This is a genomic window from uncultured Roseobacter sp., assembly GCF_947495275.1.
Taxonomy (GTDB): domain Bacteria; phylum Pseudomonadota; class Alphaproteobacteria; order Rhodobacterales; family Rhodobacteraceae; genus Roseobacter.
On sequence record NZ_CANLYL010000005.1, the window covers coordinates 42548 to 57130 of the forward strand.

Sequence of the window (14583 nt, forward strand, 5' to 3'; positions counted from 1 at the left end):
TATGCCCGGGCCATTGCACTGTTGGTAGCGTCAGGTCGTGGGGCGGGTGTCCGGAAGATGGATATTGGCTACCTGTTCCGCAATCGGATCCGTTGAAAGCGGATGTGTATCGGCGCTGAAGGTGGACGGATCTTTCATCTTCTGCCACTTGCCGCCGATATAGACCTCAAGCCCTGAAAACTTGGATTTATACCCCATCTTTTGGCTGCCCGGCACCCAATATCCGAGGTAGACATAAGGCAAATCCGCTTCTTGCGCGATCTTGATATGGTCAAGGATCATGTAGGTTCCCATGGACCGCTTGGGGCAATCGGGCGCGTAAAATGAATAGACCATGCTCAAACCATCGGCGAGTACATCCGTCAGGCTCACGCCGACCAGCGCATTGCTGTCACGATTGGTGTATTCGACGACGCGACTGCGGATCGGGGTTTCCTCGATCATCGCCGCAAATTCGAAGACATCCATATCCGCCATACCTCCTTCGGCGTGGCGGCTGTCCAGATAGGTGCGGAACAACTCATATTGTTCCTCTGATGCCCAAGGCGAGGTGGCACGGCGTTCAAGGTCTTCATTGCGGTTCATGGTCCGGCGTTGGCTGCGAGAGGCTGTAAACGCACTGACGTCGATCCGAGCGCTCAGGCAGGCTGAGCATTCTGCACAGGAGGGGCGGTAGAGCACGTTCTGGGACCGGCGAAACCCCTGTTGCGACAGGCTATCATTGAGCTTGTCAGCATTGTCGCCCTGCAACGCCGTGAACAGCTTACGTTCCATCCGGCCCTCAAGGTAGGGGCACGGCTGCGGCGCAGTCACATAGAACTGAGGAGCAATGGGCAGTGTGTGGCGCATAAGTTCCCGACGGTTAACTCGCCTTAAGATAGCAAGCCAAGTGCCCGTCGCCAAGGCGAAGTTTCAGGCCATCAGCGGCGTGTTGCGCGTCGGTTGATCATCACCGTGCCCAGGGCGTGGTCGGAAAGGCCCTGTCCGCGTGCCGTGGTCGCCATCAGAACCATCGAAATCAGCTGAAGCGGGGCAATGGCCCAGCTGATCGTATAGCCCAATGTATGTGCAAAGGCGGCTCCCAGATCAAACCTTGATCCATCCGCGCGGCGCAATTCGATTGCGAAGAGACGCATGCCCCAGGTGGCCGATCCATTGGCAAGCGTGATTGTTCTGTAGATGAAACCTACCAGCAGGAACAGAAGCGGGAAAAAGAACAGGCCGGTGAATGCGGTAAATGGCAGGATCACGAGGCAGCCAACAAAGGTCAGAACCGCATCCACCGCCCATGCAAGAAGGCGTTTGAGGGGCACGTCCTTGTAAAAATCTGATTGGGCATATGGATCAGGTGTGGCGGTCATGGGGTTTCTCTAGATGAAGGTGGGGTGCCGGCGCAATGCCCCGGCACATTTTGATATCAGGCCTGGTCAGTGCCGTCGCCGGCCTTGTCCGCGCGTTCGTCCATAAACTGGTCGAATTCAGCCTTGTCCTTTGCATCACGCAGGCGGTCGAGGAAGGCTTCGAACTGCTGCTGCTCGTCTTCGAGCCGGCGCAGGGTGTCAGCTTTGTAGGCATCAAAGGCGCTGTTGCCGCTGGGGCGCATGGCGTGCATGCCACGGCGCATGGAAGAGGATTTTCGGCTGCAGGATGTGAACATGCGTTTGCTCCAGATCATGTAAAAGAGAAGGGCGAGGCCGATTGGCCAGAAGAAGACAAACCCAAGGACCATCGCGGCGATCCACGCGCCCTTGCCCTTGGAATCAAGCCAGCTTTCAGCGCGGGAGAACCATCCGGGTTGGCTGGTTAACGGGGGAGTTTGGGTCACGGATGTCATCGGGGTGCCTTTCGTTGCGGGTTATGGGTGTTTCGGAGAATTCCGGGATGTGAATGTCTTTCACATTACCAAGATGGGGTTTCGCACTCGGGTTGCAAGGTTTTATGTGAATGTTTTTTACATTAATGTGATTAATGACGTAAAATCAGATAGTAACGATGCGAAAATACTCGAAGCATCTGATTCTCGGGTACTATAATCCCCTCTGTAAACGCCGAATTGCCGCCATAAATTCGGCCATTGACGCGCTCGTGCTCTCGCGCGAATGCTGGCATCATGAGTTTTACCAGCCAGATGACCCGGTGCCCGCGCGCCCATGATGCCCAACGCGGTCAGGATGCGGTGCAGCATGTACCGGAACTGGATGCGGCGTTGGCCAGCCTCGTCGAAGGGGCCGCCGGATCAAGCCCTTATCTGGCTGGGCTGGTCGCGAAAGAAGCCGCATGGTTGCCGGCGGCGCTGGACGATCCCCTGAAAGCGGTTCAAATGGAAATCCAGGGTGCATCCGAGGCACCGTCAGAAGGGCTGAACACCGCCCTTCGACAAGGAAAGCGGCGCATTGCGCTTCTGACTGCGCTGGCGGATTTGTCCGGTGCCTGGCCCCTGGCGCAGGTGACCGCCGCTTTGACCGGATTTGCCGATGCGTCGTGCCAGGCGGCTTTGAGGGCGGGTGTTGCACAACAAATCAAGCGCGGGAAGCTGCCGGGAAAGACCGAAGAGGACATCCCGGATGCCGCGGGCATGTGCGTTTTGGCCATGGGCAAGATGGGGGCGGGCGAACTCAACTATTCATCCGACATCGACCTGATCTGTCTGTTTGATGAAACCCGGTTTGATTCGAGCGATTTTCACGATGCGCGGGCTGGCTTTGTTCGGGCCACGCGAAGCATGACGGGAACTCTCAGCGAGATGACCGGGCAGGGATATGTTTTCCGTACCGACCTGCGCTTGCGCCCCGATCCTGCGGTGACGCCGGTTTGTATCGCTATGGAAGCGGCGGAGCGCTACTACGAGAGCCTTGGCCGAACCTGGGAACGTGCGGCCTACATCAAAGCGCGTGTCGCTGCGGGCGATTTCGCAGCCGGTCAGCGATTTCTGAAAGACCTCAGCCCCTTTGTCTGGCGCAGGCATCTGGATTTTGCCGCCATTCAGGATGCCCACGACATGCGTTTGGCCATTCGTGAACACAAGGGGTTGGGAGGCGCCATCACATTGCCCGGGCACAACATGAAACTGGGCCGCGGCGGGATTCGGGAGATCGAGTTCTTCACGCAAACCCAGCAGTTGATTGCGGGCGGGCGTGATCCCGACCTGCGCACGCGCGGTACCGTCGAAAGCCTGCGGGGGTTGGCGGAAAAAGGCTGGGTGCCCGATCACATGGCAACCGCGCTCATCGAGCATTATACGGCGCATCGAACCGTTGAGCACCGCTTGCAGATGGTGCAGGACGCTCAGACCCACAGTTTGCCGCAAAGTGACGAAGGTTTTGACCGGCTGGCCTGTCTGATGGATGTCGACCGGGCGGAGCTGGAGCAGGAACTACACCACCGCCTGAGCATTGTGCATGAAATGACGGAGGGCTTTTTTGCGCCCTCGCAGCGCGCGGAAGAAAAACAGACCCTGCTGGATAGTGAGATGCTGACGCGGTGGCTGACCTACCCGGCTTTGCGCAGTGAACGCAGTCGGGAGCTTTTTCGCCGGGTCCGGCCCGATTTGCTGTCACGGCTGGCACAATCATCGAAACCGCAGGAAGCGCTGCTGGCGTTTGACGGATTTCTGGCGCGGCTGCCTGCGGGCGTGCAGCTTTTTTCGCTGCTGGACGCCAATCCCCAGCTGACGGATCTGCTGATCGACATCACCGGCACGTCAACCGAACTGGCGCAATATCTGTCACGCAACGCGGGTGTCTTTGATGCGGTGATCGGCGGTGACTTTTTCACCGATTGGCCGGGGCAGGAAGGGCTTGCGGCGCTATTGATGCAACGTCTGAAGGTGGAGACCGACTACGAGACCCAGCTCGACGCGACCCGACGGTGGACAAAGGAATGGCATTTCCGCATCGGCGTCCACCATTTGCGCGGGTTGATCACTGCACAGGACGCCGCTGTGCAATATGCCGATCTGGCGCGCGCCGTGCTCAACGTGATCTGGCCCCTGGTGATCGCGCAATTCTCCAAGCGCCATGGACCGCCTCCCGGCCGGGGGGCGGTTGTATTGGGTATGGGGTCCTTGGGTGCGGGGCGGCTGAATGCTGGCTCGGACCTCGACCTGATCGTTGTCTACGATCCGCTGGATGCAGAGGCGTCTGAAGGGGAAAAGCCCCTGTCGACCCGTCCTTACTACGCCCGTTTGACACAGGCTTTGATCACGGCATTGACCGCGCCTATGGCTCAGGGACGGCTCTACGAAGTGGATATGCGTCTCAGACCGTCGGGCAACCAGGGTCCGGTGGCGACCAGTTGGGCGTCATTTCAAAGCTATCAGAAACAGGAAGCCTGGGTCTGGGAGCATTTGGCATTGACGCGGGCGCAAGTGATCACCGGTCCAAAAGCTCTGAAAGCGGATGTCTCGGCCTTTGTCGCGGAACTATTGGGGCAAGAGCGTGCCTTAGCCGAAATTGCCGCGGAAGTTGGACAGATGCGAGAACGTATCCGCGCGGCAAAAGCACCGACGAGCCTGTGGGAGGCTAAAATCGGGCCGGGACGTTTACAAGAGATCGAATTGATGGCGCAGGCAGGTAGCCTGTTGGGCGGAAAACAGGAACCGCATGCCGATGATGGCCTGCGGGCCGCCGTCGCAATTGGACTTCTGGACGCCGCATCGGGAAATGAACTGGCTGGATTCCATGCGTTTTACTCAAAACTGCATCTCGCGGCGCGGCTCTTGTCCGATAAACCGCTTGATGCATCCAGTCTGGGGCCTGCCGGGCGGTCGTTTCTGCTGCGCGCAATGGAGGAGAGCTCTATGGAGGCTCTACAAGAACGGTTAACATCCAGCTACACCCGGTCGGACGCCCTCATCAGTGATGCCCTGGCGGGATACGAGAAGGCGGCCTCATGATCAAAGGTGACGAAAACGACCCCAAGGGACTTATCTTTGAGGCTTACCGCATTGATGGCATTACCAAAAGTGAATGCCGGACGATCTTTCTGGATTGGGCGTTGAGCATACCTGTCGAACGCGAAACCGGGCAGGCGCTGACTGCATTATTGAAAACTTATGGCAAGGATCATCCCGATCACCCGATGACCGAGGTCATCACCGAAGGGCTGGCCGGCATGTCTGCGCCGCGCAGGCGCGGCGGATGGCGCTCGCGACCAAGAAACTGAGATTTTTTGCAGCATTGATAAAAGTTTTATCTAAAATTCGTCACAATTCAGCCCCAGTTGCTCAGTAGGTATCCTCGCAAATGATTTGAGGCGTGCAGAAGTCGCCCCCTATGCGGAGAGCAACATGAGACCTTACAAACTAATCGCCGTCCTGACCCTTTCGATATTTGCTGCCGGGTGCAGCACAACCGATATCGCCAGCCGAAACGCACCGTTTTCAAACCCCGCCCTTGAGGGTGCCGTGGGTCAGAAAAACCTTCTGGAAACAACGTTCGAGGCAGCGGTACCAATCTACGACGTTACCGACGTTGTGGTGAATGTGCCCGAAAACCTGATCGTATCGGAGGCAAACAGCTATTATCCCTCAGGCGATATTGTCTGGCGCGGAGACCCCGCGGGCAATCGTCATGAGCAGGTCAGGGCCATCTTTGAGACAGCGATGGCGCGTGGCACGGCAGGTATGACTGAAGGGACACCGGTTATCCTCGATATCGAGGTAAAACGGTTCCATGCGTTGACCGAAAAGACCCGCTATACAATCGGCGGCATTCACGCCATCACTTTCAAGATGTCGGTACGCAGCGCCGAGACCGGGCTTATGCTGAGCGAACCACGTGTCATCAAAGCCAACCTGAAGGGATTTGGTGGCGAACGGGCTATTGCCGCTGAACGTCAGGGACAAACTCAAAAAGTGCGCATTACCGACCATCTGGCTGGTGTGATTTTCACCGAACTGGGCCAACCGGACGGATATAGCGGTCAACGTGTCAGCGTGCTGGCACCGCAAGACAACATCTAGTCTTTCACCCACCATCAGAACAGACTAGAGGAGGGCGCTATGACAGCGCCCTTTTCCAATTCCGCCCCTGCGACCGGTGATATGCCGGTTGTGCGCCTGAAACCCAAAGCAAACGCCCGTGCTGTCCGGCACGGATTTCCCTGGGTTTATGCCAATGAGCTGGTTACCGACCGTCGCACCAAGGCCATCGTGCCGGGCACCTTGGCGCAATTGCTGGATGACGCGCGCAATCCTATGGGGCTGGTGGCGGTGAACCCCAAATCAAAGATCATTGCGCGGATGATTGATCCCAACCCTGACGCCGTGATTGATGAGGCGTGGTTTGAGGGGCGGCTGACCAAGGCCCTGGCGCTTCGGTCGCGTCTCTTTCCCGATCCTTTCTACCGCCTTGTGCATGCGGAAGCAGATGGCTTGCCCGGCGTGGTGATTGATCGTTTTGACGACATCTTTGTCATTCAGCCCAATGCCGCCTGGGCCGAACACCTGCTGGAGCCCCTGAGTGCAGCACTTCGATCGGTCACCGGGGCCAGGACAATTCTCAAGAACGCCACCGGACGGACCCGCGCGCTTGAAGGGCTCGACGATACCTCCGATGTGTTGCACGGCGCTCTGCCTGATGCGCCGGTTGTCGTTCCGATGAATGGGGCCAGATATCTGGCGGATCTGACCGGGGGGCAGAAAACCGGCCTTTTTTACGATCAACGCCCCAACCACGCTTTTGCCGCCAACCTGGCGCGTGATGCGCGGGTGCTGGATGTTTTCTGTCATGTTGGCGGGTTTTCTTTGGCCTGTCTTGCCCATGGCGCGACATCAGCCGTCGGCGTTGACGGATCAGCGCCAGCCTTGGCGCTGGCAGAACAGGGCGCTGCCGCGATGGGGGTTGAAGACCGGTTTGCCACGCGAAAGGGCGACGCCTTCGAGGTTCTGGCGGATTTGCGCGCCGAAGGGGCAGAGTTTGACCTTGTGATCTGTGATCCGCCCGCCTTCGCACCGGGTAAACCTGCTTTGGAGGCGGGTCTTCGGGCCTATGAACGCGTTGCCCGGATGGCAGCACCGCTGGTTGCTGAAAACGGGATTCTGGGCCTGTGTTCGTGCTCTCACGCGGCGGATCTTTCCGCCTTCCGCACCGCGTCGGTCCGGGGGATCGGCAGGGCCGGTCGGCGGGCATCGCTCATTTACATGGGCTTTGCCGGGCCCGATCATCCGCAGCTGCCGCAACTGGCCGAAAGCGGGTACCTGAAATCCATCTTTTTTCAGCTGTGATCCATGCGGATTGTCGTTGATACCTGCGTTCTTTACCCAACAGTCATGCGGGAAATGGTGCTGGGGGTTGCAGCCCAAGGAGCGTTTGAGCCTGTATGGTCGGCGCGCATTCTGGAAGAATGGGCGCGGGCTGCAATCAAACTGGGCGCTGCCGGCGAAGCGCAAGCACGTGCGGAGATTGCCTTGCTGCGCGCCAAATGGCCCAAAGCCGAAGCTAAACCCACGCCGCATCTCGACATGTCGCTGTGGCTGCCGGATGCCGATGACATTCATGTTCTGGCGACAGCGGTTTCAACGTCAAGTGATGCCATCATGACCTTGAATAATAAAGACTTTCCAAAAGGGGTGTTGGCCGAGGAAGGGCTGCAAAGGGTGAACCCCGACGGGTTTCTATATCTGGACTGGCAGACCAACCCCGCGCGGGTTGAGACGGTTGCACAGGCGGTGCTGCGCGAAGCGCGGCGACTTTCCGGACATCCATGGGACATGCGGCCTCTGTTGAAAAAGGCAAGGTTACCCCGGCTCGCCAAAGCGCTGCAATAGAACGAAAATTCGACCCTACCGTGGCGCGATCCATTTCGCTTCGAGCGCTTTGAGGGCGGCGATACGATCTTGCGTTTTGGGGTGGCTCAGCAGCCAGGCGGGTGCTGTTCCGGCATTTTGCTGGGTCAGTCGTTCAAGCTTCTCAAAGAGGCTGATTTGCGGCTCAACACCGATGCCAGCCTTGGTCAGCAATGCGGCCGCATAGGCATCGGCCTCATATTCATCTGAACGGGACAGGCGGGCGGCCAGCAGCGTCGTCAGCATCCCGGCAAGCCATACGCCGACCCCCGGAATGAACCGGCCAAGCACCATCGCCAGCGCAGTGCGCAGCGCATTCTGACCCGAGAAATCAATCATCCTGCGGCGCGAATGGCCCAGGGCGACATGCCCCATCTCATGCGCGATGACACTGGCCATCTCCGTGTCCGTTACCTCGCCTGCGCGGAACTTATTGTAGAACCCGCGGGTAATGAAAATGCGCCCGTCCGGGGCGGCCAACCCGTTCACCGGGTCGACCTCGTAGATATAGACGCGAATGCGCGGCAGCTCCAAGGCCGCAGCCATCTGGTCCATCAAGATCTTCAGCTTGCCATCTGCGAGTTCCGTCGATTTGGCATCCAGCTCCTTTGCTGTACGCCAGGCGGAAAATCGGTACATCGCCAGCCCGTAGAGAATGGCGAGAAGAATGGGCATGAACTTGATCATGCCCATGATATGGGCGGGCAGGGCGCTTCGGACAAGCGCCAAAGGGCCAGTTTGCAAGGATTTGAGGGTGTCTTAATGCTCGCTCCTGCTAGCGAGTGAGGGTTTTCATACCCTTGGAAAGACCTTCAAGGGTCATGGGCACCATCGCGTCAGGGCCGATGATCTCCTGAATCATTGAAATGGATTGTGTGTAGCCCCAGTATTTTTCGGGCACCGGATTGATCCAGAGCGTCGCTGCCCATTGATCGCGCGCGCGCGTCAACCATGTCGCGCCACTTTCCTCGTTCCAATGCTCGGAGGCGCCACCGGGGTAGGCGACCTCATAGGGAGACATCGACGCGTCTCCTACGAAGATGCATTTGTAGTCAGGCCCATAGGTGCGCAGAACTTCATGGGTGGGAATTTGTGCGTTCCACCGACGCCGGTTGTCGCGCCAGACCCCTTCGTAAAGGCAATTGTGGAAGTAATAGTATTCCATGTGTTTGAATTCCGCCCGGGCGGCAGAGAAGAGCTCTTCGACCACTTTTACATGCGGGTCCATGGAGCCGCCAACATCGAGAAACAGCAGAACCTTGACCGCATTGCGGCGCTCGGGGCGGGTCTTGACGTCGAGATACCCATGTTCAGCCGTGGCGCGGATGGTCCCATTGAGGTCCAGCTCGTCATCCGCACCATCACGCGCCCATCGCCGCAGACGTTTCAACGCAACCTTGATGTTGCGGGTGCCAAGCTCGACCGTATCGTCGAGATTCCTGAACTCGCGTTTGTCCCAGACCTTGATGGCGCGCTGATGGCGCGAGCTATCCTGACCGATGCGGATGCCTTCGGGGTTGTATCCATAGGCTCCAAAAGGCGAGGTGCCCGCGGTGCCGATCCATTTGTTGCCGCCCTGATGCCGGCCCTTTTGCTCTTCAAGACGTTTTTTGAGCGTTTCCATCAGCTTGTCGAAGCCTCCCAGGGCCTCGATCTCTGCTTTCTCCTCGGGCGTCAGGTGCTTTTCAGCCATCTTTTCCAGCCAATCACCGGGGATTTCAACGGCTTCCATCACATCCTGCACAGAGATGTTTTCCAAACCTGAAAAGGCGGTTGCAAAAGCCCGGTCAAACTTGTCGATGTTGCGCTCGTCTTTGACCAGCGTCACCCGGGCCAGATAGTAAAACGCCTCGACATCGTAGGTGACCAACCCGGCTTGCAGGCCTTCCAGAAAAGCAAGGAATTCGCGCAGGGAGACCGGGACGGCATTTTTGCGCAGGGCGTCAAAGAATGGCAGAAACATCGCTCAGCCCTAGACGATCATCCGGTGCACGATCACCGTCACAATCATGCCAACCACAACAAAAGCCATCGCATAGCCTGCCGCATATTGGGCGATATCCTTGCGGTTTCCGTTACGGCGCGCTGCGGTCACGCCGCCGAAGATTGCGCCAAGAATGGCAGCGATAATGACGATCATCTGATCCCTCTTAAGTCGTCGGGCCGGTCTTTGCCCTCGTGGGAAAGTGACGCTAGACCGGTGAGTTTCCAGGGGTCAGAGCGGAGATTTCACGTATCTTTGCCCGTACTGCCCAGTCAGCGCCAAAGCCGTAACGTGCCCATCCCAGACTGTCCAGCCTGACAGCGCTTGCCTCGGTGGTGCGCCCGGTCAAATCCAGCGCTTCGGCCCGCAAGAGCTGAAGGGTTGCCAAAAGGGCCGCGTTTTGCGCAGTTCGGGCGGTTTCGATGTTGGGCTCGATGATCCGCAAGGCGCGCACGGCATTGCCATTGGCAATCTCATAGGCGGCCAGTTGCGTGGCGACATAGGCACGGTGTAGCTGGGTTTGCGTCGATTTGGCATAGAACCGGTCGGCAATGACGTATTGCTGACGGGCCGCCACTGGGTCGGACCCTTGCAGCAAGCGCGCCTTCGCGTAATGGGCAAAAGCCCGGCGGTTGTCGGTCCAGTTGCGTTCAGTGGCGATGCGTACGGCTGTCTCGGTTGCAGCACGCCGGGCGGTGCGTCCCGCGCCGGGGCCAAGTGCCGTCTGGATGGCTTCTTTCCATGTCTGTGGGGTTGGGTCCGCAGGTGTTCTTGCGCCGGACTGGCCGCGCGGATTGATCCTTGCGAAGATCGCCGGCAAGCGTCGGGCAACCGCTTCGCGGCTCATGCCGGATTGCAGTTCAGGTGCATAGGTCGCCCGCAGGATCAGCATGTCGAAACTGGTCAGAACGGTGTGCACATTGTCGTCGTTGAAAACCGAATTCGGCAGGCGGTAAAGATCGTTGAGCGGCCCCAGAGCTTGTGCGAGCTCCTCATGCAGGCAATCGCGAACCTCCTGAGGGCTGACATCATTGGGAACAAAGATCGCCAGTCTTTCGCGTGTCTTGAGCAGGGTCCAGTTGGTCTGGGCTTTGCGCCGCGCCGCGCGGTATTCGCGGATTGACGAGACATTTGGTGCGACAAAACAGGCGGCCTGTGGCAGAACCTTGCGGATTTCTGACCTGGAAACGGACTGCACCGTGATGTTCGCAGTAGCGGAGGTGGTAGTTGTGATCCGGATACCGGCTTCGTTGCGCAACCGGCCCAGCAAGTTGCGCAGATCGCCTGTCAGGGTGGGCGGCGGAGCGCCGGTTAGCCGCAGCGTGATCGGCCCCTCGAAACGTGTCAGCACCGGTAACTTGCGCCCGCTTTCCATCTGGAAAGACAAATCCACAAAATCCTGCACCAGATTGGCGTTGGAAACGGCAGGGCGGCTGATCGCGGCCCGTCCGAAGGTCTTCATCGGTGGCAACGTGCTTTCGGCAATCACCGCGCGCGAGGGGGTTCCACCCTGCGTGACCGGGACGCAGGCGTTCAGCACCATGATGACAGGTAGGATCAGCCGCCGTCTCATGCGCGTGCATACTTGATGAAGGGAGTTTTGACGCCAATCCGATCATAGAGCCTGCGCGCCTCGGCATTGAAATCCTGCGTCAGCCAATAGACAGTGGCGATCCCGGCGGCGTCGGACGCCTCATAGACCGCTTCAATCAGCGCGCGCCCGATGCCTTTCCCCCGAACATCCGGGTTTGCATAGAGATCCTGTAAATAGCAGGTGTTCGCCTCTGACCAGCCATGCCGGTGGAACAGATAATGGGTGAGCCCGACAAGCTCCCCATTAACTTCAGCGACCAACCCATTGAAATCCTGTGGATCATCGCCCAGCAACCTTTCGAAATAGAGGTCGAAGATTTCCCTCGGGCGCGACGTTTCGTAGAATGCGAGATATGCTGTCCAGAGGGCAACCCATTGCTCTTTGTCTGTCCTGCGCAGGGGGCGCACGACGACAGATGCCGTATTTGTCATTTATTAGCCTGCCTTCAGCCTCTGTCCGCAGTCTTGTCGCCGCAGATCGCTTTCAGTTTAGTCGCGAAAAACGCATCAAGGCAAGCTTTTGATATCTGTCGTGTTTTTCCTGTGACTCAACGACCACTACGGGCCAGAAAAGCCAACCGTTCAAACAGATGCACATCCTGCTCGTTCTTCAGCAGCGCCCCGTGCAGTTTCGGCAGGGAATTGGCGCCGGAAGACTTGAGGTCTTCGGCACTCATGTCCTCTGCCAGCAGCAGTTTCAGCCAATCAAGAACTTCTGACGTAGACGGCTTCTTCTTCAGACCAGCCTGATCCCTGATCTCATAAAACTGGGTAAGCGCGGTGGTGAGCAGGGCGTCCTTGATGCCCGGAAAATGAACCTCGACGATCTCACGCAGCGTCTCGATTTCGGGAAACCGGATGTAGTGGAAAAAACAGCGGCGCAGAAAGGCATCGGGCAGTTCTTTTTCGTTGTTGGAAGTGATGATGACCACCGGGCGGTGGCGGGCACGTATGGTTTCGCCGGTCTCATAGACGAAGAACTCCATCTTATCGAGTTCCTGCAGCAGGTCGTTGGGAAATTCGATGTCGGCCTTGTCGATCTCGTCGATCAGCAACACGACCTTTTGATCGGCCTCGAAGGCTTCCCAAAGCTTGCCTTTGCGGATGTAGTGCTTCACGTCGTGAACGCGCGCCTCCCCCAATTGGCTATCGCGCAACCGGCTCACGGCATCGTATTCATAAAGACCCTGCTGAGCGCGGGTTGTCGATTTGATGTTCCATTCAATCAGCGAAAGACCCAAGGAAGCAGAGACCTGCCGGGCCAGTTCGGTCTTGCCTGTGCCGGGTTCGCCTTTAACGAGCAGGGGCCTTTCCAGTGTGACGGCCGCGTTCACGGCAATGGTCAGGTCGTCTGTGGCGATGTATTCGGCCGTTCCCTGGAATTTCATTCTTCTGTCAACCCTTTGCACGATGAATTCTTGTTTCGCTTTTAGCCAGAATTCTTCTGCATTGTGTAGTGACAATTGTCAGGGCGTGGGATAGATCGTGCCGCATGGGGGCACTTGCCTGAGGACAAGTCGTGTATGAATGACGTAAGCCACGTTAAGGGGAAGCAAATGAAACAGGAAGTGTTTCTGCCGGATGATTATCGCCCGGCTGAAGACGAACCGTTCATGAACGAACGACAGGTGGAATATTTTCGGCGCAAATTGCTGAACTGGCGATCAGAGCTGCTTGCAGGCAGCCGGGACACAATCGAGGGATTGCAGGACGGGACACGCAACATACCGGACGTTGCGGACCGCGCCTCGGAGGAGACGGATCGCGCGCTTGAGCTGCGGACCCGGGATCGTCAGCGCAAGCTGGTCAGCAAGATTGACGGGGCGCTGCGCCGTATCGACGAAGGTGAATTTGGCTATTGCTCGGTGACAGGCGAGCCGATCTCTCTGAAGCGGTTGGATGCTCGCCCGATCGCAACCATGAGCCTCGAAGCTCAGGAGCGCCATGAGCGCCGCGAGAAAGTGCACCGCGACGATTGATCAGGCTCCCACCGAGCCGGAAAAAGTTTAGAAGCGTCGGAGCATTTTGCTTCGGCGTTTTTTGTTTGAGGGTCCCATGATCAAAAATGCGATTGTTGTCGGAGGTGGTATCGGAGGGTTGGCCTGCGCGACGGCTATGGCCCGCAATGGCGTTGCGGTGACGCTCCTTGAGCAAGCCCCTGAGATCGCGGAAGTTGGCGCGGGCTTGCAGATTAGCCCCAACGGGCTTGCGGTGTTGCGCGCCCTGGGGTTGGAGGATGCGCTGCTGCGCGCAGGGGCGGTAGAGGCGCAAGCCGTGGTGCTGGCTGATTACAAACGTGGCTCGGAAGTGGCGCGGCTGGACCTTCGCCGCCTGAAAGACCAGCGATATCTCTTTGTGCACCGTGCTGATCTGATCAGCCTGCTGATACGTGCGGCGCGACAGGCGAATGTGACCCTCCAGCTTGGCACGCAGATTGAAGATGTCATCCCCGGCGATTTGCCGGAGGTGCGATGTATCGACGGGTCTTCGGCAAGGGCGGAGGTCGTGGTCTGCGCCGATGGCATCCATTCGGTGGCGCGCGCGCGGGTATCGCCCGGTGAGAAAGCGCAGTTCACCGGTCAGGTTGCTTGGCGCGCTCTGGTTCCCGCCACCGGCGCTGCGCCCGAAGCTAGGGTGACCATGGGGCCGGGACGGCATCTGGTGAGTTACCCCATCCGCGGTGGCGCCTTTACCAATATCGTTGCTGTTCAGGAAAGGGACACCTGGGCCGATGAGGGCTGGCATCACGAGGATGATCCGAAAAATCTGCGGGCAGCTTTTGCGGATTTTGGAGGGATCGCGGCGCAGGCGCTGGCAGATGTCCGGGATGTTCGGCTCTGGGGATTGTTCCGACATCCCGTCGCCGAGACATGGATGCGCGGGAATGTTGCCCTTTTGGGCGATGCGGCGCATCCTACTTTGCCGTTTCTGGCCCAGGGTGCCAACCTTGCGTTGGAAGATGCATGGGTTCTGGCGCGATGTCTAAAGGAGGGTACGGCCCAAACAGCCTATCAGAGCTTGCGAAAAGCGCGGGTCAGCCGCGTCATCGAAGCGGCCAGCGGAAATGCGTGGAAATATCACCTGAGCGAAGGTATCACGCGCCGTTTTGCGCATCTTGGATTACGGCTGGGCAGTCAGCTGGCTCCGGGCGCGATGATCCGGCAGTTCGACTGGATCTACGGACATGATGTGACCAAGGGATAATTCCTGTTGCCAAGCG

General features: G+C 58.4%; 16 protein-coding genes. 7 read left to right on the top strand and 9 right to left on the bottom strand.

Features of this window, described 5'->3' with window-relative positions; all coding sequences use genetic code 11:
- Nucleotides 1–30: 30 nt before the first annotated feature.
- From Q0802_RS11205 to Q0802_RS11215, 3 genes are all read right to left on the bottom strand, one after another.
- Entirely contained in the window at nucleotides 31–849 is an 819-nt protein-coding gene (locus Q0802_RS11205; RefSeq protein WP_298917948.1) for an arginyltransferase, read from the bottom strand.
- A 71-nt stretch (nucleotides 850–920) separates the two neighbouring features.
- Nucleotides 921–1361: an RDD family protein gene (locus Q0802_RS11210; protein WP_298917950.1), complete on the bottom strand. Its 441-nt coding sequence runs from the start codon at nucleotides 1359–1361 to the stop codon at nucleotides 921–923.
- Between the two features lie 56 nt (nucleotides 1362–1417).
- Nucleotides 1418–1834 (bottom strand): DUF2852 domain-containing protein, encoded by a 417-nt coding sequence (locus Q0802_RS11215; RefSeq protein ID WP_298917952.1) that lies wholly within the window; start codon nucleotides 1832–1834, stop codon nucleotides 1418–1420.
- Between the two features lie 276 nt (nucleotides 1835–2110).
- On the opposite strand from Q0802_RS11215, the gene Q0802_RS11220 reads away from it, so the two are divergent.
- The 5 genes from Q0802_RS11220 to Q0802_RS11240 all read left to right on the top strand — a co-directional run bounded on the left by Q0802_RS11220 (nucleotide 2111) and on the right by Q0802_RS11240 (nucleotide 7768).
- Nucleotides 2111–4894, top strand: a complete 2784-nt coding sequence (locus Q0802_RS11220; protein WP_298917954.1) for a glutamine-synthetase adenylyltransferase — start codon at nucleotides 2111–2113, stop codon at nucleotides 4892–4894.
- Nucleotides 4891–5163, top strand: a complete 273-nt coding sequence (locus tag Q0802_RS11225) for a hypothetical protein (protein ID WP_298917956.1) — start codon at nucleotides 4891–4893, stop codon at nucleotides 5161–5163. The genes Q0802_RS11220 and Q0802_RS11225 overlap by 4 nt, the downstream gene beginning before the upstream one ends.
- Nucleotides 5164–5287: 124 nt before the next feature.
- A complete protein-coding gene (locus Q0802_RS11230) occupies nucleotides 5288–5962 on the top strand; it encodes a DUF6778 family protein (protein WP_298917958.1) in 675 nt (224 codons plus the stop codon).
- A gap of 39 nt (nucleotides 5963–6001) precedes the next feature.
- On the top strand, nucleotides 6002–7225 hold the full coding sequence (locus tag Q0802_RS11235) for an RSP_2647 family RNA methyltransferase (protein ID WP_298917960.1): 1224 nt from the start codon (nucleotides 6002–6004) through the stop codon (nucleotides 7223–7225).
- 3 nt (nucleotides 7226–7228) lie between these two features.
- A complete protein-coding gene (locus Q0802_RS11240; RefSeq protein ID WP_298917962.1) occupies nucleotides 7229–7768 on the top strand; it encodes an RSP_2648 family PIN domain-containing protein in 540 nt (179 codons plus the stop codon).
- Nucleotides 7769–7783: 15 nt separating this feature from the next.
- Here Q0802_RS11240 and Q0802_RS11245 read toward each other — a convergent pair whose 3' ends face one another.
- The 6 genes from Q0802_RS11245 to Q0802_RS11270 form a co-directional block, all read right to left on the bottom strand.
- On the bottom strand, nucleotides 7784–8473 hold the full coding sequence (locus Q0802_RS11245; protein WP_298918452.1) for a M48 family metalloprotease: 690 nt from the start codon (nucleotides 8471–8473) through the stop codon (nucleotides 7784–7786).
- An 88-nt stretch (nucleotides 8474–8561) separates the two neighbouring features.
- Nucleotides 8562–9749 (bottom strand): VWA domain-containing protein, encoded by a 1188-nt coding sequence (locus Q0802_RS11250; RefSeq protein ID WP_298917964.1) that lies wholly within the window; start codon nucleotides 9747–9749, stop codon nucleotides 8562–8564.
- Nucleotides 9750–9758: 9 nt separating this feature from the next.
- Nucleotides 9759–9926, bottom strand: coding sequence for an apolipoprotein acyltransferase (locus Q0802_RS11255; protein ID WP_298917965.1), 168 nt, complete (start codon nucleotides 9924–9926; stop codon nucleotides 9759–9761).
- 52 nt (nucleotides 9927–9978) lie between these two features.
- A complete protein-coding gene (locus Q0802_RS11260; RefSeq protein ID WP_298917967.1) occupies nucleotides 9979–11343 on the bottom strand; it encodes a DUF2927 domain-containing protein in 1365 nt (454 codons plus the stop codon).
- The gene (locus Q0802_RS11265; RefSeq protein WP_298917969.1) at nucleotides 11340–11795 is read right to left on the bottom strand and encodes a GNAT family N-acetyltransferase; all 456 of its coding nucleotides are present in this window, start codon (nucleotides 11793–11795) and stop codon (nucleotides 11340–11342) included. The genes Q0802_RS11260 and Q0802_RS11265 overlap by 4 nt, the downstream gene beginning before the upstream one ends.
- Before the next feature lie 116 nt (nucleotides 11796–11911).
- Nucleotides 11912–12751 (bottom strand): MoxR family ATPase, encoded by an 840-nt coding sequence (locus Q0802_RS11270; RefSeq protein ID WP_298917971.1) that lies wholly within the window; start codon nucleotides 12749–12751, stop codon nucleotides 11912–11914.
- A gap of 135 nt (nucleotides 12752–12886) precedes the next feature.
- On the opposite strand from Q0802_RS11270, the gene dksA reads away from it, so the two are divergent.
- Together dksA and Q0802_RS11280 are read left to right on the top strand one after the other, a co-directional pair.
- Nucleotides 12887–13342: an RNA polymerase-binding protein DksA gene (dksA, locus tag Q0802_RS11275; RefSeq protein ID WP_298917973.1), complete on the top strand. Its 456-nt coding sequence runs from the start codon at nucleotides 12887–12889 to the stop codon at nucleotides 13340–13342.
- A gap of 76 nt (nucleotides 13343–13418) precedes the next feature.
- Entirely contained in the window at nucleotides 13419–14567 is a 1149-nt protein-coding gene (locus Q0802_RS11280; protein WP_298917975.1) for an FAD-dependent monooxygenase, read from the top strand.
- Nucleotides 14568–14583 lie beyond the last annotated feature (16 nt).